Below are 24,590 nucleotides of genomic sequence, written 5' to 3'. Positions count from 1 at the left end.
CCTCCTACATGCCGATCGCCCGGCAGTAGAGCCGGGTGAGCTGTTCGACGTCGCCCTCGTCGTGGGGGCGGCCGAGGACGTACCAGGTGTACGCCGTCCGGCCGATCATCGTCGCGAGCGCGACCGCCGCCGTGCGCGGCTCGACGTCACCGGGGACGAGCCCGGCCTTCTGCCACTCCCGTATGGCGCGCTCCTGACGGTCGTAGAAGACGCCCCAGGCCCGCAGGTAGGTCTCGCGCATCGCGGGCGAGAACGTCGCGACCTGCTCGAAGACCGCCATCAGCCGGGCGTTCTTCCGGTACGCGCGCAGGTAGGCGCGGTTGGCACCGGCGATGCGCGCCGTCGGGCCGTCTCCGTTCAGGGGCTCGGCCCGCATCACGGCGAGCAGGCCGGCCAACATCTCGTCGATCAGCTCGGCGAAGATCGCGTCCTTGTCGGCGAAGTGGGTGTAGAAGCTGCCGTACGCGACGCCGGCCCGCTCGCAGATCTCACTGATCTTGGCGTCGAGGAACCCGCGCTCCTCGAACACCTCCCGAGCGGCGGTCAGCAGCGCGGCGCGGGTGCGCTCGGCCCGCGCCTGGCGCTTCACGGGGGTCATGGCGGCCATCGTAACCGAAACCGATTCGGTAATCGACGAGTCGGTTCCCCGTACCGTCGCTCACCTGTCGGCGTCCACCAGCGTGGAAGCATCCCGCGCGGCGGCCTCACGGGAGCCGGCATGCCGATCCCGCAGACCGCCCACGCCGAGGAGCAGGAGCCCGGTCACGGCCCACACGACCAGGACGATAAGCGGGCCGCCCGCCCGCGCGCCGTCGAAGAACGCGACCGAGCGCAGCAGTGTGTGCTGGAAGAAGTGCTCAACGAGGACACCCTCCCCCCGCTGGAGGACGTGATCGGCCGGTTCGCCGAGCGCGTCGAGTCCCTGCTGGGGAGCGACGGCCCTCTCCGGCTCGCTCCCGCCGGGTGGGTGGAGGCGATGTACAACCCGGCACTCGGACCGACCGTCCGCGGCCTGTTCACCGACACCCGCACCTGGTGGATCAAGCTCGCTGAACGAATGCGCGATGTGGGCCGCCTGCCCGCCGACGCCGACCCCCGTGCCGTCGGCGCCACCCTCTTCTGCCTCGTACCCGGCTTCGTGATCCAGCTGCTCATCCTGGAGGACGTCGACGCCGCCACCCTCCGCGAAGGACTTCGCGCCCTGACCGGCTGAATACGTGGCAGAGTGCGGCAATGATCGTTGATCGGAATGCGGTTCTCGACAGCGTCATGGGGCTGTCCCTGGGGGACGCGTTCGGCCGGCGGTGGTTCTCCCGATCCGCGGCCGAGGCCCGCCGCGAGATCGCCGCGCGCCGCCTCCCCGACGTGCCGGGCCCCGGTCAGGGCTTCGGGCCCGGCCAGGTGTGGCGCTGGACCGACGACACCGCGATGGCCCTCGGCATCCTCGGCGTGCTCCTGCGGCACGGGGAGATCGTCGAGGAGGAACTGGCCCGCGCGTTCGCCGACGCCTACGCCGCCGATCCGGGCCGGGGATACGGCGCGGGCATGCACGACCTGCTGCCGCTGCTCGGCGCGGACCCGGGTGCGTGGCGCACGGCGGCGCGGGCGCTGTTCGACGGACAGGGCAGCCTCGGCAACGGCGCGGCGATGAGGGCCGCTCCCCTGGGCGCCTGGTTCGGCCCGGACCTCGAGACCACCGTCGAGCAGGCGAGGCGGTCCGCGCACGTCACCCATGCTCACCCTGAAGGCATCGCGGGCGCCGTCGCGGTGGCCGTCGCGGCGGCCCTCGCCGTGGCCGGCCGGCCGGACCACGAGGCCCGGTGGCGGCAGAGCCCGGGCGCGCGTGAGGGCGTGCTCTGGGGCGCCGACCTGCTTCGAGCGGTCGCGGCGCATACGCCCGCCGGGCCGACCCGCGACGGGATCCTGCGCGCCGCCGACCTGCCGGACGACACCCCCGCCTGGAAGGCCGCCGACATCCTCGGCAACGGGCGGCGGATCCGCGCCGACGACACGGTGCCGTTCGCGCTGTGGTGCGCGGCCCACCATCTCGGCAGCCTCACCGACGCGCTCTGGACGACCGCCGAGGGCCTCGGCGACGTCGACACCACGTGCGCGATCACGGGCGGCGTCGTCGCCGCGCGCAACGGACGCGGTGACATGGGACGCGCCGGACCCGCGATCGCCCCCGGCGAGTGGCTGCACCTTGTCGAGATCCTCCCGAACTGGGTCTACCAGGGCCTCCACTGACCCGGCCCCACGGCCGGTACGCCATCGGCCACGCGGATCGAGGCCGGGGTGGAACGCCAGATGGCTGCCTGGCGAGTCCGTCGGTCCGGCTGGTGAGGCCCTCCTCGAACACTTCGACCTCGTACGGCGCCCGGAGCTCCGCGACGTCCTCGACCGACGGAACGTAGGACAGGGTGAACACGGGTGAGGTGACGCTCTCGGGCATGCCCGCATCAAATCGGCCCGAGGCCGGAAACGGCAATACGGTCAGCGAGCCGTGAGGCGGTCCACGTGGAGTTCGCCGATCGCGTTCCCGAGCGCCGCTCGGCCATGATCGGGTGGCGGATCGTCAACGGTTCCGGCAAGGGCCGTCAGGCGCGGCCGTAGGGCGGCGCGGATGTGATGACGTCGATCTCTGAGACGGACCCACAAGGAGCTCAGATGATCAAATTGACCGGCCGGGGCGCCGCCGCGGTCACGACGGCGGTTCTCGCGGTCAGCGGCCTCGGGGCCGCGGGGCAGACGTCCGCGCGGGCGCAGGCGAACCAACGGGCCGCCGCGCTGTCCGCCGACCTCACCTGCAACATCGGCGACCTCGGGCAGACGGCCGCCGCCCTCGACGGCTGGCTGACCCCGCCCGGGAACACCTACGACGCGCCGTCACGCTTCTACCTGCACATCTCCAGCCTGAACCTGCAGGCGCCCTTCCCGATCGACTCCTGGAACGGCACCGCCTGGGTCGACGTCAGCGGCACCGAGAACACGACCTTCCAGCTGAGCGGCTCCGGGGGCGCGGTCCCGGAGCAGGGGGCGCTCACCGGCGACCTGGCCGGCGACTGGGCGCCGGCCGTGGCCGGGACGCACCTCCTGCGCGTCGGCGGTATCGAGGTCACCGTCAACAGCGCACAGGCCGGCACCATGGTCGTGCAGTGCGTGCCGAACGGCACACCGAGGGCCGAGGTTCTCCAGGTCGCCGCTCCGTACCGGGGATCATGGGGCCGCCCACCGGTTCGGATCTTCCGTCCCGGACCGTGGTACCGCCCGGGCATGATCATCCAGCGTCCCGTGTGGGACCGGCCGGGCTGGCATCGTCCCGGCTGGCACAGCCCGCCGGTGTACCACCGGCCGGTCGGCCCGGGAGGCGGCTGGCATCGTCCCGGCATTCCGATCCACCACGGCGGCTGATCGCGCCGCCCTGAGGGCAGGGTCTCAGAGTCCCGCCGTCCGCCTGCGCGGCGGGCGGGAGGCTCTGAGACCGGCCGATGCCGGGAACGGCGCTACGGTCAGCGCGCCGTGAGGCGGTCGAGGTGGACTTCGCCTTCGGCGAGGAGGACGGCCGGGCCGCGCAGGAAGCTGGTCGTGCCGTCCAGGATCACGGTGAGGAGACCGCCCGGCACGGCGACCTCCCACGTGCCGGTCGTGCGGCCCTCGGCGTGGGCGGCGGCGACGGCGGTCGCGACCGTGCCCGTACCGCAGGACCGCGTCTCGCCCACTCCCCGCTCGTGGACCCGCATCTCCACCCGGCCGTCGCCGAGCGGCCGGAACAGCTCGACGTTGACCCCGTCGGGGAACACCGCCGTGTCGACGTCGGGGGCGCGCTCCAGGTCGAGGCCGGCGACGGGCTCGTCGATCAGGCAGGCCAGGTGCGGGTTGCCCATGGAGACGCGCAGGCCCGCGTACGACCGGCCGGCCAGCACCGCCCCGCCCTCTCCCAGCACGCGCGGGGCGCCCATGTCCACCGTCACGTCGCCGGTCGCGCCCAGGCTCACCGCGCGAACGCCCGCCCTGGTCCCGACCGCGAGGTCGCCGGGGGCGGCCAGGCCGGTGTCGACGAGGTACCGCGCGAAGACCCGCACGCCGTTGCCGCACATCTCCGCGATGCTGCCGTCGGCGTTGCGGTAGTCCATGAACCACTCGGCGCCGAGGTCGTCGTGGCCCAGCGCCTTGGCGCGTACGACGCGCAGCACGCCGTCGGCACCGATCCCTGCGCGCCGGTCGCAGAGGGCGGCCACGAGGGACGGTGTCAGGTCGAGTGAGCCATCGGGGTCCGGCACGATCACGAAGTCGTTCTCGGTGCCGTGTCCCTTCACGAAGCGCATGGGCCGATCGTATCCAGCGCGGTCTCGACGGGCGCGTCATAGGGGATCCAGCGGACCCGGGGGTCGCGGCGGAACCAGGACTCCTGGCGGCGGGCGAACCGCCGGGTGGCGCGGATCGTCTCCTGCTTCGCCTCCTCCTCGGTCCACTCCCCCGTCAGGAAGCGGAGCACCTGCGCGTAGCCGAGCGCGCGGCTCGCCGTGAGCCCGTCGCGCAGGCCGTGCGGCTCCAGAGCGCGGACCTCGTCGACGAATCCGGCCTTCCACATCCGCTCGACGCGTACGGCGATGCGCTCGTCCAGTTCGGGACGGGGAACGGTCAGCCCGAGCTGCACCGCGTCGCCGGTGTCGGCGTAGGACGGCATGGAGGCGGTGAAGGGCCGGCCGGTGATCTCGATCACCTCGAGGGCCCGGACGATGCGGCGGCCGTTGCTCGGCAGGATCGAGGCGGCGGCGGCCGGGTCGAGGCCGGCCAGCCGGGCGTGCAGCGCGGCGGGACCGTGCTCGGCGAGCTCGCCCTCCAGCCGCGCCCGCAGCTCCGGATCCGTGCCGGGGAACTCCAGGTCGTCCAGGACCGCGCGGACGTACAGGCCGGAGCCGCCGACCAGCAGCGGCACGCGCCCGCGGCCGCGGATCTGCGCGACGGTCCGGCGGGCCGCGTCCTGGTACTCGGCGACGCTGGCCGTGCGGGTGACGTCCCACACGTCCAGCAGGTGGTGCGGCACCCCGCGCCAGTCCGGCTCGGTGAGCTTGGCCGTGCCGATGTCCATGCCCCGGTAGAGCTGCATCGAGTCGGCGTTGACGATCTCGCCGCCGAGCCGCAGGGCGAGCTCCACCGCGAGGTCGGACTTGCCCGCGGCGGTCGGACCCACGACGGCGATCACCCTGTTCTCCCCCACCGGCTCAATTCTGCCGCTTCCCCCGAGGTGCCTTCGCCACTCGCCCGGCGTCCCGCGGCGGGGTTCCGCCGACCCGCGAGGGTAAGGCGCCCGGCGCCGGTCTTCCCAGAGCCGGGCGCGCCCATCAGACACGTCGCGGCGGGTTCTCCCGCCCGATATGGGGCAGAGGGCCGGTAGAGGGCGCCGGAGGACGGCGCCCCCGTACGAGGAGGCCCGGATGTCCTTCAAGGACAAGGTCAAGGATCTGCTCGGCCAGCACGGCGACAAGGTCGACGAGGCCATCGAGAAGGCCGGCGACATGGTCGACCGCAAGACCGGCGGGAAGTACGAGCACCAGGTCGACATGGCGCAGGAGCAGGCGCGGAAGTACGCGGAACGCGCCGGTGGAGAGCGCGGGCGCGAGGAGCGCGAAGGAGGCGCCGACCCCATGGGCGGCCGGCCGTCATAGCGCGCGGCGGGTCCAGCTCGCGACCAGATAGCCGACGCCGTACGGCGCCGTGTCGGCCAGCAGCTCCGCGTCGTAGACCGCGTCTCCCGCCGCTCCGGCCAGGACCTGCCACGGCGCGCGCCCGGGCGCCCGCAGCTCGGCGGCGAGGCCGGCGTCCAGCCCTGCGAGCGCGGCGCGGTCCGCGCCGGCCAGCGCCGCGGCCACCGCCGCGTCGAACCCGGCGGCCCGCGGGTCGAGGTAGCCGGGGGCGGCCGCGTCGCGGCACGCCGACCCGTCGCCCATCACGAGCAGCGCGACCGCGGGGGCCAGCTCCGCCAGGTCCGCGCCCAGCCGGAGGCAGGCGCCCGGCGAGGCGTCCTGCGCGACGCTCTGGAACAGGGCCGGCCGGTCGCCGATCAGCCACCGTCCGATCGTCAGGGACAGCGGCAGCACGGGCTCACCGGGCCCGAACGTGAGGTCGACGCCGTACGGGCGCAGGCCGCCCGCCGCGTCGGAGCCGAAGTCACGGGTGCTCGGCCCGGAGCCGACGACGATCAGCAGGTCGGCGGGGCCGAGCCGGCCCACCGCCGCGTCGCACGCCGCCCGCAGCCCGTCGAGTTCAGGAGCCGCGCCGCTCGCGACCTGGGGTACGAGCAGCGGCGGATGCGGGCACACCGCCGCGGAGGTCAGCACGCGGCCGTCTCGGACGGCGCGGTCACGGGCAGGAGGAGACCGGGGGCGCCGCGGGCCGGCCGATGCCCGGCATGCCCAGCGAGACGCCCTTCGGCGCGGGCGCGGCCGTGCGCCGCTCCCAGGCGTCGCCCGCCCGGGTGCGCCGGACGGCGCGGACCGGTCCGTCCGCGACCAGGTGGTGCGGTGCGGCGTAGGTGACCTCGACGGTGACCATGTCGCCCGGCCGGGGCGTCTCGGTGTCGTCCTCGCCGAGTCCGAAGTGGACGAGCCGGTTGTCGGGCGCCCGCCCGGACAGGCGGTGCGTGCGCTGGTCCTTGCGGCCCTCGCCCTCGGCGACGAGCACCTCGAGGGTGCGGCCGAGCTGCTTCTTGTTCTCCGCCCAGGAGATCTCCTCCTGCAGGGCGATCAGCCGCTCGTACCGCTCTTGCACGACCTCCTTGGGCACCTGGTCGGCCATCTCCGCCGCCGGCGTGCCGGGCCGCTTGGAGTACTGGAAGGTGAACGCCCCGGAGAACCGCGCCTCGCGGACCACGTGCAGCGTCTGCTCGAAGTCCTCCTCGGTCTCCCCCGGGAAGCCGACGATGATGTCCGTGGTGATCGCGGCGTCCGGGATCGCGGCGCGGACCCGCTCGATGATGCCGAGGTAGCGCTCCTGGCGGTAGGAGCGCCGCATGGCCTTCAGCACCCGGTCGGACCCGGACTGCAGCGGCATGTGCAGCGACGGCATGACGTTCGGCGTCTCGGCCATCGCGGCGATGACGTCGTCGGTGAAGTCACGCGGGTGCGGCGAGGTGAAGCGGACCCGCTCCAGCCCCTCGATCTCCCCGCAGGAGCGCAGCAGCTTGGCGAACGCCCCCCGGTCACCGAACTCGGCGCCGTAGGAGTTGACGTTCTGCCCGAGGAGCGTGATCTCGCAGACGCCCTCGGCGACCAGCGCCTCGACCTCGGCCAGGATCTCGCCGGGACGGCGGTCCTTCTCCTTGCCGCGCAGCGAGGGCACGATGCAGAACGTGCAGGTGTTGTTGCACCCGACCGAGATGGACACCCACGCGGCGTACGGGGACTCGCGGCGGGTCGGGAGCGTGCTCGGGAACGTCTCGAGCGACTCCTTGATCTCGACCTGCGCCTCTTCCTGGACCCGGGCGCGTTCGAGCAGGACCGGCAGCGAGCCGATGTTGTGGGTGCCGAAGACGACGTCCACCCACGGCGCGCGCCGGACGATCGTGTCGCGGTCCTTCTGCGCGAGGCAGCCGCCGACCGCGATCTGCATGCCGGCGTGGCTCTCCTTCACCGGCCGCAGGTGACCGAGGTTGCCGTACAGGCGGTTGTCGGCGTTCTCCCGTACGGCGCACGTGTTGAACACGACGACGTCGGGCGTCGCGCCGTCGTCCGCGCGGGCGTAGCCGGCGTTCTCCAGCAGCCCGGCGAGCCGCTCGGAGTCGTGCACGTTCATCTGGCACCCGTACGTGCGGATCTCGTACGTGCGGGGCCGGTCGTCGAATGTCGTGGGCGCGCTCATCTCATAGGAAAGAGTACGCGCGCCGGGCCGTGGACGGAGACTCCGCGCCGAGCGCGACCATCAGCGCGCGCATGCCAGCGGCCACAAGATCGACTTCAGTGGCGCCGGCGCCGCTCCGGCGGACGGCAAATGCCCCGTGCAACGTGACCGGATCGGTACCTCAGCTCGGCTTTCTTGCCAATGTCTTGACGTACGCTTTGCGCACATGACGGACAGCGGCAAGGAGTCCCGGGAGGCCGGGGTGAATGGCGGCGGACCTCTCGTCGTGCTCGAGAACGTGAACAAGTTCTACGGCGAGCACCATGTCCTCAGGGACATCGACCTCACCATCCATCGGGGCGAGGTCGTGGTCGTGATCGGCCCGTCGGGCGGCGGCAAGTCGACGCTGTGCCGCACGATCAACCGGCTGGAGCCCATCGACGGCGGCACCATCCGGATCGACGGCAAGCCGCTGCCCGAGGAGGGCAAGGCGCTGGCCCAGCTGCGGGCCGACGTGGGCATGGTCTTCCAGTCGTTCAACCTGTTCGCGCACAAGACGATCCTGCAGAACGTCACGCTCGGCCCGATCAAGGTCCGCAAGATGGACAAGACCGAGGCGGAGCAGCGCGCGATGGAGCTCCTCGAGCGGGTGGGCATCGCCTCGCAGGCCGAGAAGTACCCCGCACAGCTGTCCGGGGGGCAGCAGCAGCGCGCGGCGATCGCCCGGGCGCTCGCGATGCGGCCCAAGGTCATGCTGTTCGACGAGCCGACCTCGGCCCTCGACCCGGAGATGGTCAAGGAGGTCCTCGACGTAATGATCAACCTTGCCGCCGAGGGCATGACGATGGTCGTCGTGACCCACGAGATGGGGTTCGCCCGCGCATCGGCCAACAAGGTGGTGTTCATGGCGGACGGCCAGATCGTCGAGGAGAACACCCCCGGAGAGTTCTTCACCAACGCGCGGAGCGACCGCGCCAAGGACTTCCTGTCCAAGATCCTGACGCACTGACCGGGGCCGGTCCGGCGGATCTGGGCTCAGCCGACGCGAGGAACCGCGCCGCGCGGTCCTCCACGACACAGGGGAAATACACGATGCGAGTACGTCACTTCGGGGTCGTCGCCGCCGCGCTCGCGGTGGCCGGGATGGGCATCTCCGGGTGTGCCGCGAAGAAGAACACCACGGTCGTCGACAAGGCCAAGGACGGCAAGAAGATCGTCATCGGCGTCAAGTACGACCAGCCCGCCATCGGCATGAAGACCCCGAACGGGGTCGAGGGCTTCGACATCGACGTCGCCAAGTACATCGCCAAGAAGCTCGGCGTCAAGAAGGACAGCGACATCGAGTTCAAGGAGGCCCGGTCGGCCAACCGGGAGACCTTCCTGCAGAACGGCACCGTCGACATGGTGATCGCCAGCTACTCGATCACCCCGGAGCGCCTGCCGAAGGTCACCTTCGGCGGCCCGTACGTCGTCACCCACCAGGACCTCATGGTCCGGGCGAACGACAACTCGATCACGAGCCTGCAGTCGCTCAAGGGCAAGAAGCTGTGCGCGGTGTCCGGGTCGAACTCCTGGAAGAACATCACCGAGGGCACCAACAAGCTGAAGCAGAAGATCGCAGCGGTCACCGTCCCGGCCCAGGGCTACGAGGAGTGCATCACCAAGCTCAAGGGCGGCTCGGTCGACGCGGTCTCCACCGACGCGACCATCCTGGGCGGCTTCGCCGTTCGCGAGGGCTCGGCGGTCAAGGTCGTCAACGCGCCGTTCACCGACGAGAAGTACGGCGTCGGCCTCAAGAAGGGCGACACGAAGACCTGCAACGCCGTCAACGACGCCATCAAGTCGATGTACTCCGACGGCACCGCCAAGCAGGTGTGGGAGAAGTGGTTCGCCAAGGCGAACCTCCCCTTCGACGCGACCGTCCCCACGCCGCAAGGCTGCAGCTGAGCCCGCAGGTACGGGATCGGCGCCGGTGGGCCGCAGGCTCGCCGGCGCCGCTCGTAAGAGCGTAGGAGCGGAATGAACTGGAACGTACTCCTCGACTTCAGTCCGTTGGCGGACAACAGTGACAAGCTGCTCTCGGCGTTCTGGGCGACCATCCGGATTTCCGTGACGGTGGGGATCCTGTCCCTGGTGATCGGCACGCTGATCACCGCGATGCGGGTCTCGCCCATCCGGGTGCTGCGGGTCGCCGGCGCGTTCTACGTCAACACGCTGCGGAACACCCCGCTCACGCTGGTGCTCCTGTTCTGCAGCCTGGGGCTCAGCGACACGCTGAAGTTCAGGATCTCGGGCACGCCGAGCATCAACTTCTTCTGGCTGGCCGTCTTCGGCATGTCGGTCTACACGGCGGCCTTCGTGGCCGAGTCCCTGCGGGCCGGCATCAACACGGTGCCGATGGGCCAGGCGGAGGCGGCGCGGGCGATCGGGCTCACCTTCACCCAATCGCTGCGCATGGTGATCATGCCGCAGGCGTTCCGCTCGGTCATCGCGCCGCTCGGCAGCGTCATGATCGCGATGATCAAGAACACCACGGTCGTCCTGGTCGCCAGCTACTACGAGGCGGCGTCGCTGATGAAGGACATGTTCGAGCAGTACGGCGCGACCCTGCCGATCTTCATCGGCTTCGCGGTCGGCTTCATGTGCCTCACCCTGCCGACCGGATTCTTCTTCAACTGGCTGGCCAAGCGGATGGCGGTGGTCCGGTGAGCGAGGCGGTGAGCACCGTGACGGAGACCGAGCCTGCGCCCACGCGCGCCCGGAAGCGGCAGTCGTCCGTCCTGTTCGACGCGCCGGGCCCCAAGGCTCGGATGCGGCACAACATCCTGACGCTGATCTCGGCGATCGTCATCCTCGCGATCATCTACGTCGTCATCGCCAGGCTCGACAAGGAGGGCCAGCTCCAGGGCAGGCTCTGGAAGCCCTTCATCAAGGGATCGACCTGGTCGGACTACATCTTCCCCGGCATCGGCGGCACGCTGAAGGCCGCGCTCGCCGGAGCCGTCCTGGCGCTGCTCTTCGGAGTGGTGTTCGGGCTCGGCCGCATGTCCGACCACCGGTGGGTCAGGATCCCGGCCGGAGCGGTCGTGGAGTTCTTCCGCGCGATCCCGCTGCTGATCCTCATCTTCTTCGTCTTCAGCGGCCCGCCGACGATCGCGAACGCGCTGAACCGCGAGTTCCCCCAGGTGACCGCGTTCACCGCGCTGGTCATCTCGCTGATGCTCTACAACGGCTCGGTGCTGGCGGAGATCTTCCGCGCGGGCATCAACGCGGTGCCCCGCGGGCAGTCGGAGGCGGCCTACGCGATCGGCCTGCGCAAGAGCGGCGTCATGCGGCTGATCCTCATCCCGCAGGCGACCACCGCGATGATGCCCGCGATCGTCAGTCAGCTGGTCGTCCTGCTGAAGGACTCGGCGCTGGGCTGGATCATCTCCTACGAGGACCTGCTGAACACGGGGTACCGGCAGATCCCCACCCAGTACGGCAACCTCATCCCGGCCGCGATCGTCATCGCGCTGATCTACATCGCGATGAACCTCGCGCTCAGCTACCTGGCCACCTGGCTGGAGAAGCGCAGCCGGCGCAGCCGTAAGACGTCCGCCAAGGTACTCGCCACTACCCCCGGAGCGGGCATGTCCGGTGGGATCATGCCGGCTCCTTGATCCTGCCGAGTCACGCGGCGGCGGGCTGATGATTTCTCGTCAGCCCGCCACTGCTCACTTCGGTCGCAAGGCCTGGAGTGGATCAGTCCAATCGCGAATTGGGACGCGTTCAGGCGCGAATGCAGACCCTAACGTCCGCGGAAGAGGATGGTGTTTGCCCGATAACAACGCTGGTTGCGCCCGCGCACCACTTTTGCGCTGTGCGCTACAAGGACGGTGACCCCGCGCACGGCGGGCCGCCCGGGGCGCTGTCCGGCGGGGTCAAGTCTCGGGTCGAGGTCCCATCGGCGTCCTGTTTGCGAGACGATTCCGATATGACCGCTCGCGCTACCGCCCCCTATGGATCCTGGTCCTCTCCGATCTCCGCCGCCGACGTGGCCCGCGCGCGCCTGCGACTCAGTTACCCCACCGTCCACGGTGATCGAGTGTGGTGGCAGGAGACCCGCCCCGAGAAGGGCGGCCGGACCACGATCGTGCGGTCCGGAGTGGACCTGCTGCCCGCGCCGTGGGACGCCCGTACCCGCGTGCACGAGTACGGCGGGCGGTCCTACCTCCCCCTCCCCGACGGCGACGTGGTCTTCGCCAACTACGAGGACCAGCGGCTCTACCGCCTCACCCCCGGAGAGCTGCCCCGGCCGCTGACCCCCGAACCGGCGCAGCCCGCCGGCCTGCGCTACGCCGACTTCGCGCTGTCCCCCGACGGCCGGCACGTCTGGTGCGTCTGCGAGGGCCACACCACCGCGGGCGTACGCCGGGCGATCGTCGCGGTCCCCGTCGACGGCAGCGCCGCCGAGAACGCCGCGGCGATCCGCGAGCTCGTCAGCGGCGCCGACTTCTACGCCTTCCCCACCCCGTCCCCGGGGGGCGGCCACCTCGCCTGGATGCAGTGGAGCCACCCGCGGATGCCGTGGGACGGCACCGAGGTGCGGGTCGCCGCGTTCGACGAGACCGGCGCGCTGGACGCTCCGCGGCCGGTCAAGGGCGGTCTGAGCGAGTCGGCGCTCGCACCCACGTGGCTGAGCGAGTCCCGGCTGTACGTCGTGTCCGACTGGCCGGGCTGGTGGAACCTGTACGAGGTCGGCCTGCACGGTGAGTCGCCCCAGGCGCTGTACCCGGCCGAGGAGGAGTTCGCCGGGCCGCTGTGGCAGCTGGGCGGCCGCCCGTACGCCGTCCTGGACGACGGTCGCATCGCCGTGCTGCACGGCCAGGGCGACCAGCGGCTCGGTCTGTACGACCCCGAGACGGCCGACCTCGTCGACTTCGACCTGCCCTACACCGACTGGAAGCCCCAGCTGTCCGCCGACGGGACGAGCATCGTGGGCGTCGCCGGCGCGCCCGACATCCCCTGGTCGGTGGTCGTGATCGACGCCGACAGCGGCGAGGCCAAGGTGCTCCGCAGCGAACTGGACTCCCCGCCCGAGGCGGCCTACCTGCCGCTGCCGCGCGCCCAGGAGCTCGAGGGGCCGTTCGGACGCCCCGTGCACGCCTACGTGTACCCGCCGTCCAACCCGGCGTTCCAGGCACCCGAGGACGAGCTGCCGCCGTACGTCGTGTTCGTGCACGGCGGCCCGACCGGGCACAGCACGAGCGTGCTGGACCTGGAGATCGCCTACTTCACCAGCCGGGGCATCGGCGTGGTCGACGTGAACTACGGCGGCTCCACCGGGTACGGCCGCGTCTATCGCGAACGGCTGCGCCGCCAATGGGGGATCGTGGACGTCGAGGACAGCGTGGCCGCCGCCGAGGCGCTGGTCCGCGGCGGCGCCGCCGACCCGGCACGGCTGGCCATCCGCGGCGGCAGCGCCGGCGGCTGGACGACGCTGTGCGCGGTCACCCACACGGACCTGTTCAAGGCGGGCACCTCCTACTTCGGCATCTCCGACCCGCAGAACTGGCTCAAGGAGACCCACGATTTCGAATCGACGTACCTGTACGGGCTGATCGGGCCGATCCCCGGTTTCGAGCGCACGTACGAGGAGCGCTCCCCCATCGCGCGCGCGTCGGAGGTCGCCTGCCCGGTGCTGCTCCTGCAGGGACTGGACGACCCGGTCGTCTCCCCGCCGCAGTCCGAGCGGTTCGCCGAGGCGATGGCGAGCAAGCGGACGCCGTACGCGTACCTGACCTTCGAGGGAGAGTCGCACGGGTTCCGGCGGGCGGACACCGTCATCGCCTGCCTGGAGGCCGAGCTCGCCTTCTACGGGCAGACGCTCGGGTTCGAGCCGAAGGACGTCGCGCCGATCGAGCTCACCGTCGGCCGGCCGCCGGCCGGCTCGCCCGAGGAGCCGGCCGCCGCTCCGGAGCAGGCGGAGACGGCGTCGTGACGGACCTTCGTCCGCGAGGTCGGCGGCTGGCTGGCGGAGGGGCGGTCGCTCAGCGGGCGAACTCCGTGGCCCGCGACTCGCGGACCACGGTGATCCGGATCTGCCCCGGGTAGGTCAGCTCCTCCTCGACCTGCTTGGCGATGTCGTGCGCGATGACCTGCGCCTGCAGGTCATCGACCGAGTCGGGCCGCACCATCACCCGGATCTCCCGGCCGGCCTGCATGGCGAAGACCTTCTCGACGCCCTCGCGGGTGGCCGCGATCTCCTCGAGCCGTTCGAGCCGCTTGACGTACGCCTCCAGCGACTCGCGCCGCGCGCCCGGGCGACCCCCGCTGATCGCGTCCGCCGCCTGGGTGAGCACCGCCTCCACGGTGCGCACCTCCACCTCGTTGTGGTGCGCCTCGATGGCGTGCACGACGTCCTCGTCCTCGCCGTACCGCCGGGCGATCTCCGCGCCGATCAGCGCGTGGCTGCCCTCGACCTCGTGCGTCAGCGCCTTGCCGATGTCGTGCAGCAGCGTGCACCGCTTCAGCAGCGGAACCGGCAGCTTCAGCTCGGCCGCCATGACCCCGGCCAGATGCGCCGACTCGATCAGGTGCGCCAGCACGTTCTGCCCGTACGACGTCCGGTACCGCAGCCGGCCCAGCAACGTGATCAGCTCGGGGTGCATGTCGGTGAGTCCCAGCTCCATCAGGGCGTCCTCACCGGCGCGCACGCAGCGCTGCTCGACCTCGGTCTTGCTGTGCTCGTAGATCTCCTCGATCCGCTGCGGGTGGATGCGGCCGTCGAGGACCAGCTTCTCCAACGTCAGCCGGCCGACCTCCCGGCGTACGGGGTCGAAGCAGCTGAGCAGCACGGCCTCCGGCGTGTCGTCGATGATGAGGTTCACGCCGGTCGTCGTCTCGAAGGAACGGATGTTCCGGCCCTCGCGGCCGATGATCCGGCCCTTCATCTCGTCGCTGGGCAGGTGCAGCACCGACACGACCGACTCGGCGGTCTGCTCGCTCGCGACCCGCTGGATCGCCAGGGTCACGATCTTGCGGGCGCGCTTCTCGCCCTCGTCGCGTGCCTCGTTCTCGATCTCCCGTGTGATCAGCGCGGCCTCGCGCTTGGCCTGGTTCTCGATCAGAGAGACGAGCTCGCTCTTGGCCTGGTCGGCGGTGAGACCGGCGGCCTGCTCCAAGACGCTCTTGCGCTCGTCGTCGAGCCGGTCCAGGGCGGCCCGCCGCTCCTTCAGCGCCTGCTTGGCGTCGGCCAGCTCGCGGGCCCGCTCCTCCAGGCGGCGCACCTCGTCGTCCAGCCGGTGCTCGCGCTCGGCGAGCCGGGCCTCGCGGCGTTCGAGGTCCTCGCGCAGCGCCCGCAGGTCCTCTTTCAGCGACCTGATCTCGTCCTCGACCTCGGACCGCGCCGCCGCGGACGCCTCACGGGCCCTCACCTCGGCCTCGCCGAGGATCTCCTGGGCATCGGCCCGGGCCTTGGCGACGATCTCGTCGGCGCCCCGCTGTGCCTCCGCCTGCTCCTCGTCGGTCGCGACCCTGCGCGCGGTGGTGTCGAGGCGGCGGAGCACGACCAGGACCAAGACGACCAGCGCCAGGATGACCACCAGTGCCGCACCTGTCACGACGTAGATCACGGCACTGACCCCTCTCCTCGACGCTGCGCCACCAGGAGGCCCTGATGTCGGCGACGCGAGGCGTTACGGGCACGCCGTACGGTCCCGGACGGCCGCGACCAGCACCCCCGGCAGCCGCCGGACGCGCACGGTCAGACGGGCTCCGGAGTCCTCCAGAACCCTGCTATGCGAACCACCGGCCGCGAGAGCCGGGCACAACACCTTTCAGCTGGTCGAACGCGGTCAGTCCTATGGCAATCCGCACTGCGCGGAGTAACACCTCACTGCCGTAACCGTAAGCGGCCAAGAGGTAATGGGCAAGAAAAGACCCCACGATCCGGACGATTCGCTAGATCTTCCTTGTAACGGTCCATGTCAGGGTCGGGCCGGGGTGCGAGCGGGTCGCCGCCGTGGTCGACCGCGGGGAGAGGAGCACCGCCGGTCAACGCCGGCAGTCATGCCCGTGTCACCGAGGCGGCGCTTCCCCCACCTGCGGAGGACGGGCGTGCGCGGGTGTCGCGGACGAGGACCCCGCTTCGATCCCGGCGGCGCGACCGCGACGCGGCGTCACCGACCCGACGGGACTCGACGGGGCGGGAGCGCCCTTGAGCACGGAGGTGCGAGCCGTCGATCAGCGCTCCGTCGAGTCCGGCCTGCCACAGGACGGAGCCCGGCCGGAACCGGGGAGCGGGTCCAGGCCACCACGGTGATCACTGCGCCAGGCCCTCTCACCGCATTGGCGGCGGGCACTGCGTGTACGCCGGGAACGTCTACGCTCAGATGGGCGCGCTGCACGGGTTCTCCTGCCCGCAGATCTCCAACGGCCAGTACCTGCTGAACTGGTGGTGATCGCGCCCTTGCGGGGAGCGCGCTGTGAGGCGACCGCGTTCGGCCAGCAGCGCTGACGGCGTCAGCCCCGCCAGCGCGCGTACCTCACGGCTCAGGTGCGCCTGATCGGCGTACCCGGCGGCGACCGCCAGCCCGGCCAGCGACCACTCCGGGTCGGTCCGCGTACGAAGCCGGTCGGCCGGCGCGCGGACCGACTCGGCTTGCGCACGAACCTGGCCGGTCCGCGTACGAACAGGGTCGGCCGGCGTACGAAGCCGGCCCAGCGGCATTGGAACCCGGTCGGACAGCGTCAGGAAGCGCTGGAGGCGCGCCACGCGCCGTAGCGTGCGGGGTTCCAGGCCGGTCCGGGCCAGGATCAGCCGGCGCACATGGCGCTCGGAGAGGCCGACCTCCCCCGCGACGTCGGCCACCCGCGCTCCGGTCCGCAGGAGACGGCCGACGGCGTACTCGGCCCGCCGGTCCGCCGGCCGGTCCACGGCGGCCGGCCAGGGCCGACCATGCCATACGGCGTCCGTGATCCGCCCGGCCTCGGCGGCCGGGAACACCTCGCCGAGCGGCACCTGGAGGTCGCGCAGTTCGGACGCCGGCAGGCCGAGCACCGTGCCGATCGCGGCCGTGCGGATGCGCAGGCCCCGCAGGCGCTGCCCACCGCGCAGCCGCGGCAGGACGTGCTCCGTCGCCGGCCCCACGACGATCGCGCTGCCGTCCGCGGAGACGATCACGTCCGCGCAGGCGTCCGGCAGCACCCGCTGCACGTAGCCGTCCACCCGCTCGCCGACGCTCTGCTCCCACCAGCACCGCACGAACGCGTGCGGCTCCTCCGGGGCGAACTCGCGATAGAGCGACACCGTGCCCGATCCGTCCGAAGATGCCGTGCCCGATCGCCCCAAGGACGCCGTGTCCGATCCGTTCAAGACCGCCTCCCCATACCCGCACCATGCCGGGGAGCATGGAAGAGCGAGCACGCCTCATCATCCCGTCGAGGCCCGGCCTCGACGATCGGGGACCCGGCGCAGCGGCCACATTGTGGACGTCTCCTCGCCCGGCGGCCTGGCCGCGTTCGTCGCCACCGGGTACTACCACGCCACGAAGTTCAGTCTGTCGTTTCAGCCCGTCCGGACCTGTCTCGGGGAATGTGCTGGTCGGCCGCCCGCTCGTTCCACTGGGCGAGCAGACGGAGTGATGTCTCGGATGGGCTGCCGGAGTCGGTGTCGTAGATGAACAAGATCTGATCGGGGTCGTTGGCGGGTGTGAGGGCCTGATAGGTGATGGTGAGGTCGCCGACGAGAGGATGGCGGTAGTCCTTGGTGCCGGTCGTACGCCGGTGGACTTTGTAGTCGGCCCAGTAGCGGCGGAATTCCTCGCTGCGGATGGACAGGTCGCCGACGAGGGCGCTCAGGGCGGGGTCGTCGGGGTGGCGGCCCGCGTCGAGGCGGAGCATGGCGGCCGTGTCGGCGGCGACGGTGGCCCAGTCCTTGTACAGCTCGCGGGCGTGGGGGTCCAGGAACACGAAACGCGCCTGGTTGCGCTCGGCCGCGGGCAGGGCCCGGAAGTCGGTGATCAGACGTCCGGCGAGCCGGTTGTGGGCGAGGACGTCGAGGCGACGGCCGAGGATGAAGGCGGGCCGGTACGCCGTCTCCAGGGTGTCCAGCAGTCGCCAGGTGGCGGGATCGACGCGTTGCGGGCGCGGGCGGCGTCTCTGCCGGGCGGGCATCGGACGCGCGAGGGTGAGCAGGTGGTCGCGCTCGGCGTCGGTGAGGCGCAGCGCGGTGGCGAGTGCGTCGATGACCTCGGGCGAGGCGCTGCGGCTGCGGCCCTGTTCCAGGCGTGTGTAGTAGTCCACGCTCACCCCGGCCAGCTGGGCCAACTCCTCGCGTCGCAGTCCGGACACGCGGCGTCGGCCGAGGACCGGCTCGTCGAGTCCGGCCTCGTGCGGGCTGAGGCGGGAGCGGGCCGAGCGCAGGAACTCCGCCAGGGATGCGCTGGTGTGGTCACGATCCATAGCAATCAAGTCTTGCCATCTTCGCGGAGCGGTAACTCGTGAGGGTGGCCCAGTTATTCCCCTGATTGCCGGGGCCCTTTTGACGCCTGTTCTCGCCCCCTGAGGCTGGTCTAGTGGAAGCAGGGCCGGATACGGGACGTGCTTCCCGCGAACAGGTCCGGTCTGTCGTCATCCGTATGAAGGAGTCGTTCCATGTCCACGTGGTTCATCACCGGCGCTTCCCGGGGACTCGGCCTGCAGATCGCTCGCGCCGCCGTGGCGGGCGGTGACGCCGTGGTGGCGGCCGCCCGCAATCCGGACCGTCTGCCGGACGACCTCAAGCAGTCCGGCCGGGTGCTCGGTGTCCCCCTCGACGTCACCCGCGGTGAGGACGTCACCCGAGCCGTCGACGCGGCGATCGTGCGCTTCGGTGCGATCGATGTCCTGGTCAACAACGCGGGCCGGGGTCTGCTGGGCGCGCTGGAGGAGATCACCGACGCCGAGGCGCGTTCCCTGTTCGACCTCAACGTCTTCGGACTGATCAACGTCACGCGCGCCGTCCTGCCGGGGATGCGTGCTGCGGGCCACGGCAAGATCGTCAACATCGGGTCCCGCTCCGGGTTCGAGGGCGAACCGGGGGTGAGCATGTACTCCGCCTCCAAATTCGCCGTGGCCGGCATCAGCGAAGCGCTCTCCGCGGAACTGGAGCCGTTCGGCGTCCAGTGCATGGTCGTCGAGCCCGGCGTCTTCCGCACCGACTTCCTCGACACCAGTTCCCTGTCCACCGCCGCTCAGCGCATCGACGCCTACGACGGCACTCCCGCGCACGTCACCCTGGACTGGGCCGGCACCGCCAACCACACCCAGCTCGGCGACCCGGTCAAGGGCGCCGCGCTGATCTACGAGGTCACCTGCCAGGACAAGCTTCCCGGCCACCTCTACCTCGGTGCCGACACCCTCGAGCGGCTCGAGGTGAAGCTGCGCCGGATCGAGCAGGACCTGGCGCCCTGGCGGGACAAGTCCGCCGCCACCTCCCACGAGGACGTCGCGGCCTGACCGACCGGGTCCGCCCGTCGCCAGAGCCGGCGGAGAATCGCATCCCGCCGAATCGAATCGCACCGCCCAAGCCATTTTCTTCCCATGAGGAGGTACTCGTCATGTCCGCACTACTGCTCACCGGTACCCCACTGACGGGCCGCGTGGCGGTCGTCTCCGGCGCATCCAGCGGTATAGGCGCTGCCACCGCCAACCGCCTGGCCGAGCTCGGCGCGAAGGTCGCCGTGCTGGCCCGGCGCAAGGACAAGCTGGAGGCCGTCGTCGAGGGCATCCAGGCCGCCGGAGGCACAGCAGTGGCGCTGCCCATCGACGTCACCGATCGCGACGCCGTGCACACCGTAGCCGACCAGGTCGCCGAGCAGCTCGGCCAGGCGGACCTGGTCTTCAACAACGCCGGCGTCCAGCTGATCTCCGCCATCGACGAGCTGAAGTTCGACGACTGGCAGCGCCAGATCGATCTGAACGTCACCGGCGTGATGAACGTCATCGGTGCCTTCCTGCCCCACCTGAGCGCCGCCACCGAGGCAGGAAGACCGGCCGACCTGATCACCACTTCCTCGATCGCCGCCACCCGGATCCTCGAGAAGTTCTCCATCTACTCCGGCACCAAGGCCTACATCAGCCAGCTGACCCGGCTGCTGCGCGTCGAGCTCGGCCGCAAGAACATCCGGGTGGCCACCATCGAACCCGGCATGGTCGACACCGAACTACCCGACCACGTCACCGACCCCGACGCGAGCAAGCTCATGGCCGATCTCATCGACCAGATCGAGGTCCTGCAGCCCGGCGACATCGCCGAGACGGTGGCGTTCATGGCCGCCGTGCCCCGTCACGTCAACCTCACCGAGATCACCATCCTGCCCACCGCCCAGGCCGTCTAGTGCGGGTTCTCGTAGCGGTGGTGAATGGCCGATTACACGAACGAGGTTCCGTTCGACGCGGCACCAGCCCACCGGCGTATCGGCGAGGGGTGAACGGCCGGAAGCGACCGGCGGTTCACCCCTCGCCGAACAGGCACTCGCCCATCACCCCAGATCAGACGTCACAAGGTCAGGGACAGACAGGGCCCGCTCACCCGTACCGTGCTCTCCGCCGGAACCCGATCCGCCCGAGGGGCCGTGTCCGATCCGTACAAGACCGCCTCCCCACGCCCGCGCCATGCTGGGAACCATGGACCAGCAAGCGCACTTCCTCACCCTGTCGACACCCGACCTCGACGCCGCGCGGGCCTTCTACCGTGACGGGCTCGGCTGGACGCCGCTCTTGGACGTGCCCGGGGAGATCATCTTCTTTCAGATCGCCCCCGGCCTGGTCCTGGGCCTGTTCGAGGCGACGAAGTTCGTCGCCGACATGCAGGGCCGACCGGACGACGGGAGACTCGGCGGCCTCACTCTCTCCCAGAACGTCGCGACCCCCGCGGACGTCGACACCACCGTGAAGCGCGCCGTCGAGGCCGGCGGCACGCTCGTCAAGAGCCCGCAGACCGCGGAGTTCGGCGGCTACCACGGCCATGTCGCCGACCCGAACGGCGTCGTCTGGGAGATCTGTCACAACCCCGGCTGGCGGGTCGACGAGACCGGCCGTGTCCACCTGGAGCCGATCGAGAACACTCCGTAGAAGCCGGGCTCAGTCGTCGAACGACAGTTCCGGAACGTGCTCGGCGCCTTGTGTCCTCAACATATCAGCGGCCAGGACCGCCGATGAGGGTGAAGTAGGCACTATTGCCGATATCGCGACTGCCTACGGAAACGCCATAGTTGACAGCACGTTCGTCACTAGGTTCGGACGAATCCGTCAACCCGGCCGACTCTTCCGAGTGAATTGGTCGAACGTTGAGACGAGGAGGATCGATGCAACATGGCATTCTCGGCAAATTGGGTATCGCCGCCAGCGTCGCCGCCGCAGGGGCGGTGCTCTCCCTCTCCAGCACGGCATCCGCATTCGCGGACACCACTCCCCCGACCGCCACAGGGGTCCGCACGACCTCATGGGCGACGTACACAGCCTGCGTCTACGCCGGGGACGTCTATGCCCAGCAGGGTCTGCTTTACGGATTCTCCTGCTCCCAGAACCCCAACGGCTCGTATTCGCTGAACTCGTGGTGATCGCGCTCTTCGGGCTGCGGTGATGCCATCACGCACCTGAGGAATGCGCCCCTTGAAGCAGCATGGTCAGGATCTCGCCGATTCTGACCATGCTGCTTCAAGGGGCGCTTCTCATATCCGGGATCAGAGGTACTGCCAAGGAGGTCGGGCTCAGTCGTCGAACGACAGGTCCGGGAGCTCGTCGGCGCCTTCGGCCTCCAGCGTTTCGCGGACGACGCGGTAGGCGAGGCCGCCGGAGTAACCCTTACGGGCGAGCATGCCCATCAGCCGCCGGGTGCGCTTGACCGGGTCCAGGCCGCGGGTGCCGGCCAGCCTGCGGGCGACCAGCTCGCGGGCCGCCGCCTCCTCCTGCTCCGGACCCAGCTCCTCCACGGCCTCACTGACCGTCTCGTCGGCGACGCCGCGCCGCCGCAGCTCGGCGGCGAGCGCCCGGCGGGCCAGCCCCCGGCCGGCGTGGCGGGACTCGACCCAGGCGCGGGCGAACGCCGCGTCGTCGATCAGCCCGACCTCGGAGTAGCGGCTCAGCACCCGCTCGGCGACGTCGTCGGGCACGCCCTTGCGGCGCAGCGCGTCGGCGAGCTGGGCACGGGTCTTCGGCGAGAACGACAGCTGCCGCAGGCAGATCTCGCGCGCCACCGCCTCCGGATCGGCGGGCGGGCCCTGCGCCGCCGGGCTGCCCGGCGTCGGTCCCTCGGGAGAACGGTCCCGGCCACGCCTCCGCCCGCGCCGCCCCGGTCTCCCGGCCGGGTCGGCGTCCTGATCGGGCGCGGCGTCGCCAGGGAAGATCTCCGTGCCGGGGTCCGCCCGGCGCGGAGCGGGACGCCGCCACCTCTCAGGAGCGTTCATGGGCCGGCCCCTCGGTCAGTCCCGCCGAGGGGCGACCCGGGATCACACGTCTCCCGGCTTCGGGGTCTTCGCGGCCCGCTTGGCCGGTGCCGCCTTGCCCGCCGTGGCGGCGGCGGCCGCCGCCGGAGCCGCCGCGGGAGCGCCCGCGGGCTCGGCCGGAGCGTCGAGGCGCGGCCCCACGCCGAGCTTCTCCTTGATCTTCTTCTCGATCTCGTCGGCGATGTCCGGGTTCTCCTTGAGGAACCGCCGCGCGTTCTCCTTGCCCTGGCCGAGCTGGTCGTTCTCGTAGGTGTACCAGGCGCCGGACTTGCGCACGAAGCCGTGCTCGACGCCCATGTCGATCAGGCCGCCCTCGCGGCTGATCCCCACGCCGTACAGGATGTCGAAGTCGGCCACCTTGAAGGGCGGGGCCATCTTGTTCTTGACGACCTTGACCCGCGTGCGGTTTCCGACCGCGTCCGTGCCGTCCTTCATCGTCTCGATCCGCCGCACGTCCAGCCGCACCGAGGCGTAGAACTTCAGCGCCTTGCCACCGGTGGTCGTCTCGGGCGAGCCGAACATGACGCCGACCTTTTCCCGCAGCTGGTTGATGAAGATCGCTGTGGTCTTGGTCTGGTTGATGGCGCCGGTGAGCTTGCGGAGGGCCTGGGACATGAGGCGGGCCTGGAGACCGACGTGGCTGTCGCCCATCTCGCCCTCGATCTCGGCGCGCGGCACGAGGGCCGCGACGGAGTCGATGACGACGACGTCGATCGCGCCGGAGCGGATCAGCATGTCGGTGATCTCCAGGGCCTGCTCACCCGTGTCGGGCTGGGAGACGAGGAGGGCGTCGATGTCGACGCCGATCTTCTTGGCGTACTCCGGGTCGAGCGCGTGCTCGGCGTCCACGAACGCGGCGATGCCGCCCGCCTTCTGGGCGCTCGCCACGGCGTGCAGGGCGAGGGACGTCTTACCGGAGGACTCCGGACCGTAGATCTCGACCACGCGGCCACGCGGGTAGCCGCCGATGCCCAGGGCGACGTCGAGGGCGATCGAACCGCTCGGGATCACCTCGACCGGGGGACGCCCCTCCTGACCCAGCCGCATGACGGAACCCTTGCCGAACTGCCTCTCGATCTGCGCGAGCGCCGCTTCGAGGGCCTTCTCGCGATCGTTTGCTGCCATGTGAGGTGTCCCTGTCGGGTCGATGCCTGTTGTTGTCGGAAGCGACGTTACGGGGACCCGCCGACAATTTTCGAGGATCCGCTCCACCACTGTGGACAACGCCGTCGCTTCATTCACTCTAGCCGAACACGTGTTCGATCATGAACGGACGCGCCGATTCACCCGGGAAAGACAGGGCGTCTTGCCCTACGCTGAGGGTCAGGATCATGCCGGTGACCATCCTCATGTGCGCCGACCCGCTGAACCCCCGGCGGGTCGACGAGCACTTCGCCCGGGAGGCCGAGGCCGTACGCGCGCTCGGCGGGTCGGTCACGCTCATCGACCACGACGCCCTGCAGCGCGGAGACGCCGCCGAGGCCGTACGCCGGGTGCCCGACGGGCTGGGGACCGCGTGGTACCGCGGCTGGATGACCACGCCGGCGCGGTACGCCGCGCTCGCCGCCGCGCTGGCCGCCCGCGACGTCGTCCTCGCCGTCCCGCCGGACGGCTATGAGAAGGCCCACGAGCTGCCCGGCTGGTACGACACGTTCGCCGGGGTCACGCCCGCCAGCGTGTGGCTGCCGCTGTCCCCCGGCACGGCGCCGGCGGCGGACGAGCTGGCCGAACTCGTACGCCCGCTGCGGTCCGGGCCGGCGATCGTGAAGGACTACGTGAAGTCGCGCAAGCACGAGTGGGACGAGGCCTGTTACATCCCCGACCTCGCCGACGTGGAGCGGCTGCACGCCGTGGTCGCGCGGTTCGTCGAGCGCCAGGGCGCGTCCCTGGCCGGCGGCGTCGTCGTCCGCGAGTACGAGCGGTTCGACGGCGGCGAGGCCCGCGTGTGGTGGGTCGACGGCGAGCCGGTGCTGATGGGCCCCCATCCGGACACGCCGGACCGGTACCCGCGCCCGCAGGCGGATCCGATCGCCCCGTGCGTACGCGCGCTGGGCTGCCGGTTCATCACGACGGACCTGGCCCGCCGCGAGGACGGCGTCTGGCGGGTCGTCGAGGTCGGCGACGGTCAGGTCAGCGATCTGCCGTCGGTGGCCGAACCCGCCGATCTGTACCTGAGCTTCCCGATCAGGTAGTGCTTTCGCAAGGATCTTGGCTCTAGACTTACCGGTCATCACTCTCGACCCCGGAGACGCGACCGCAAATGCCCCCAAAGGACGCGCG

General features: G+C 70.9%; 24 protein-coding genes. 14 read left to right on the top strand and 10 right to left on the bottom strand.

The window, feature by feature from the left end; all coding sequences use genetic code 11:
- Positions 1 to 4: 4 nt before the first annotated feature.
- Positions 5 to 598 carry a TetR/AcrR family transcriptional regulator gene (locus NDW01_RS00420; protein WP_252815454.1) on the bottom strand — a complete coding sequence of 198 codons (594 nt, stop codon included), beginning with the start codon at positions 596 to 598 and terminating at the stop codon, positions 5 to 7.
- 120 nt (positions 599 to 718) lie between these two features.
- On the opposite strand from NDW01_RS00420, the gene NDW01_RS00415 reads away from it, so the two are divergent.
- From NDW01_RS00415 to NDW01_RS00405, 3 genes are all read left to right on the top strand, one after another.
- Positions 719 to 1,213, top strand: coding sequence for a TetR family transcriptional regulator C-terminal domain-containing protein (locus tag NDW01_RS00415; protein WP_252815452.1), 495 nt, complete (start codon positions 719 to 721; stop codon positions 1,211 to 1,213).
- A gap of 20 nt (positions 1,214 to 1,233) precedes the next feature.
- Positions 1,234 to 2,247 carry an ADP-ribosylglycohydrolase family protein gene (locus NDW01_RS00410; RefSeq protein WP_252815450.1) on the top strand — a complete coding sequence of 338 codons (1,014 nt, stop codon included), beginning with the start codon at positions 1,234 to 1,236 and terminating at the stop codon, positions 2,245 to 2,247.
- 420 nt (positions 2,248 to 2,667) lie between these two features.
- Entirely contained in the window at positions 2,668 to 3,411 is a 744-nt protein-coding gene (locus NDW01_RS00405) for a hypothetical protein (protein WP_252815448.1), read from the top strand.
- 98 nt (positions 3,412 to 3,509) lie between these two features.
- Here the strand turns inward: NDW01_RS00405 and dapF are convergent, their stop codons facing one another.
- On the bottom strand, positions 3,510 to 4,325 hold the full coding sequence (gene dapF, locus NDW01_RS00400; RefSeq protein ID WP_252815446.1) for a diaminopimelate epimerase: 816 nt from the start codon (positions 4,323 to 4,325) through the stop codon (positions 3,510 to 3,512).
- Complete coding sequence (gene miaA / locus NDW01_RS00395) at positions 4,313 to 5,221, bottom strand: tRNA (adenosine(37)-N6)-dimethylallyltransferase MiaA (protein WP_252815444.1); 909 nt, start codon at positions 5,219 to 5,221, stop codon at positions 4,313 to 4,315. Before miaA ends, dapF begins: the two co-directional genes overlap by 13 nt.
- 217 nt (positions 5,222 to 5,438) lie before the next feature.
- Between miaA and NDW01_RS00390 the strand changes: the two genes are divergently transcribed.
- A complete protein-coding gene (locus tag NDW01_RS00390; protein WP_252815442.1) occupies positions 5,439 to 5,669 on the top strand; it encodes an antitoxin in 231 nt (76 codons plus the stop codon).
- Here NDW01_RS00390 and NDW01_RS00385 read toward each other — a convergent pair.
- Positions 5,664 to 6,341 (bottom strand): class III extradiol ring-cleavage dioxygenase family protein, encoded by a 678-nt coding sequence (locus tag NDW01_RS00385; protein ID WP_252815440.1) that lies wholly within the window; start codon positions 6,339 to 6,341, stop codon positions 5,664 to 5,666. The genes NDW01_RS00390 and NDW01_RS00385 overlap by 6 nt on opposite strands.
- Positions 6,342 to 6,363: 22 nt before the next feature.
- Positions 6,364 to 7,860, bottom strand: a complete 1,497-nt coding sequence (gene miaB, locus NDW01_RS00380; RefSeq protein WP_256510824.1) for a tRNA (N6-isopentenyl adenosine(37)-C2)-methylthiotransferase MiaB — start codon at positions 7,858 to 7,860, stop codon at positions 6,364 to 6,366.
- Between the two features lie 205 nt (positions 7,861 to 8,065).
- Between miaB and NDW01_RS00375 the strand changes: the two genes are divergently transcribed.
- From NDW01_RS00375 to NDW01_RS00355, 5 genes are all read left to right on the top strand, one after another.
- Positions 8,066 to 8,848 (top strand): amino acid ABC transporter ATP-binding protein, encoded by a 783-nt coding sequence (locus tag NDW01_RS00375; protein ID WP_252815439.1) that lies wholly within the window; start codon positions 8,066 to 8,068, stop codon positions 8,846 to 8,848.
- Between the two features lie 83 nt (positions 8,849 to 8,931).
- The gene (locus NDW01_RS00370) at positions 8,932 to 9,786 is read left to right on the top strand and encodes a glutamate ABC transporter substrate-binding protein (RefSeq protein WP_252815437.1); all 855 of its coding nucleotides are present in this window, start codon (positions 8,932 to 8,934) and stop codon (positions 9,784 to 9,786) included.
- 72 nt (positions 9,787 to 9,858) lie between these two features.
- Complete coding sequence (locus NDW01_RS00365) at positions 9,859 to 10,548, top strand: amino acid ABC transporter permease (RefSeq protein WP_252776936.1); 690 nt, start codon at positions 9,859 to 9,861, stop codon at positions 10,546 to 10,548.
- 8 nt (positions 10,549 to 10,556) lie between these two features.
- The gene (locus NDW01_RS00360) at positions 10,557 to 11,501 is read left to right on the top strand and encodes an amino acid ABC transporter permease (RefSeq protein WP_252815435.1); all 945 of its coding nucleotides are present in this window, start codon (positions 10,557 to 10,559) and stop codon (positions 11,499 to 11,501) included.
- Between the two features lie 314 nt (positions 11,502 to 11,815).
- Positions 11,816 to 13,822: a S9 family peptidase gene (locus tag NDW01_RS00355; RefSeq protein WP_252815433.1), complete on the top strand. Its 2,007-nt coding sequence runs from the start codon at positions 11,816 to 11,818 to the stop codon at positions 13,820 to 13,822.
- Positions 13,823 to 13,871: 49 nt separating this feature from the next.
- Here the strand turns inward: NDW01_RS00355 and rny are convergent, their stop codons facing one another.
- The 3 genes from rny to NDW01_RS00340 form a co-directional block, all read right to left on the bottom strand.
- Positions 13,872 to 15,443 carry a ribonuclease Y gene (gene rny / locus NDW01_RS00350; RefSeq protein ID WP_406567683.1) on the bottom strand — a complete coding sequence of 524 codons (1,572 nt, stop codon included), beginning with the start codon at positions 15,441 to 15,443 and terminating at the stop codon, positions 13,872 to 13,874.
- Positions 15,444 to 16,210: 767 nt separating this feature from the next.
- Positions 16,211 to 17,131: a helix-turn-helix domain-containing protein gene (locus NDW01_RS00345; RefSeq protein ID WP_252815431.1), complete on the bottom strand. Its 921-nt coding sequence runs from the start codon at positions 17,129 to 17,131 to the stop codon at positions 16,211 to 16,213.
- 245 nt (positions 17,132 to 17,376) lie between these two features.
- A complete protein-coding gene (locus tag NDW01_RS00340; protein ID WP_252815430.1) occupies positions 17,377 to 18,285 on the bottom strand; it encodes a helix-turn-helix transcriptional regulator in 909 nt (302 codons plus the stop codon).
- Positions 18,286 to 18,477: 192 nt separating this feature from the next.
- Between NDW01_RS00340 and NDW01_RS00335 the strand changes: the two genes are divergently transcribed.
- The 4 genes from NDW01_RS00335 to NDW01_RS00320 all read left to right on the top strand — a co-directional run bounded on the left by NDW01_RS00335 (position 18,478) and on the right by NDW01_RS00320 (position 21,425).
- Complete coding sequence (locus tag NDW01_RS00335; protein WP_252815427.1) at positions 18,478 to 19,320, top strand: SDR family NAD(P)-dependent oxidoreductase; 843 nt, start codon at positions 18,478 to 18,480, stop codon at positions 19,318 to 19,320.
- Between the two features lie 101 nt (positions 19,321 to 19,421).
- Positions 19,422 to 20,201 carry an SDR family oxidoreductase gene (locus tag NDW01_RS00330; RefSeq protein WP_252815424.1) on the top strand — a complete coding sequence of 260 codons (780 nt, stop codon included), beginning with the start codon at positions 19,422 to 19,424 and terminating at the stop codon, positions 20,199 to 20,201.
- A gap of 289 nt (positions 20,202 to 20,490) precedes the next feature.
- Entirely contained in the window at positions 20,491 to 20,937 is a 447-nt protein-coding gene (locus NDW01_RS00325) for a VOC family protein (protein WP_252815422.1), read from the top strand.
- Between the two features lie 233 nt (positions 20,938 to 21,170).
- Complete coding sequence (locus tag NDW01_RS00320) at positions 21,171 to 21,425, top strand: hypothetical protein (RefSeq protein ID WP_252815419.1); 255 nt, start codon at positions 21,171 to 21,173, stop codon at positions 21,423 to 21,425.
- 150 nt (positions 21,426 to 21,575) lie between these two features.
- Here NDW01_RS00320 and recX read toward each other — a convergent pair whose 3' ends face one another.
- Together recX and recA are read right to left on the bottom strand one after the other, a co-directional pair.
- A complete protein-coding gene (recX, locus tag NDW01_RS00315; RefSeq protein ID WP_252815417.1) occupies positions 21,576 to 22,271 on the bottom strand; it encodes a recombination regulator RecX in 696 nt (231 codons plus the stop codon).
- Positions 22,272 to 22,313: 42 nt separating this feature from the next.
- Positions 22,314 to 23,435 (bottom strand): recombinase RecA, encoded by a 1,122-nt coding sequence (recA, locus tag NDW01_RS00310; protein ID WP_252815415.1) that lies wholly within the window; start codon positions 23,433 to 23,435, stop codon positions 22,314 to 22,316.
- Between the two features lie 206 nt (positions 23,436 to 23,641).
- Between recA and NDW01_RS00305 the strand changes: the two genes are divergently transcribed.
- Positions 23,642 to 24,502 (top strand): ATP-grasp domain-containing protein, encoded by an 861-nt coding sequence (locus tag NDW01_RS00305; RefSeq protein ID WP_252815413.1) that lies wholly within the window; start codon positions 23,642 to 23,644, stop codon positions 24,500 to 24,502.
- Positions 24,503 to 24,590 lie beyond the last annotated feature (88 nt).

This window comes from Actinoallomurus soli, assembly GCF_024055715.1.
GTDB classification, from domain to species: domain Bacteria; phylum Actinomycetota; class Actinomycetes; order Streptosporangiales; family Streptosporangiaceae; genus Actinoallomurus; species Actinoallomurus soli.
Note: the sequence above shows the minus strand (reverse complement) of the source record. Positions and strands in the feature narration are given on the sequence as shown.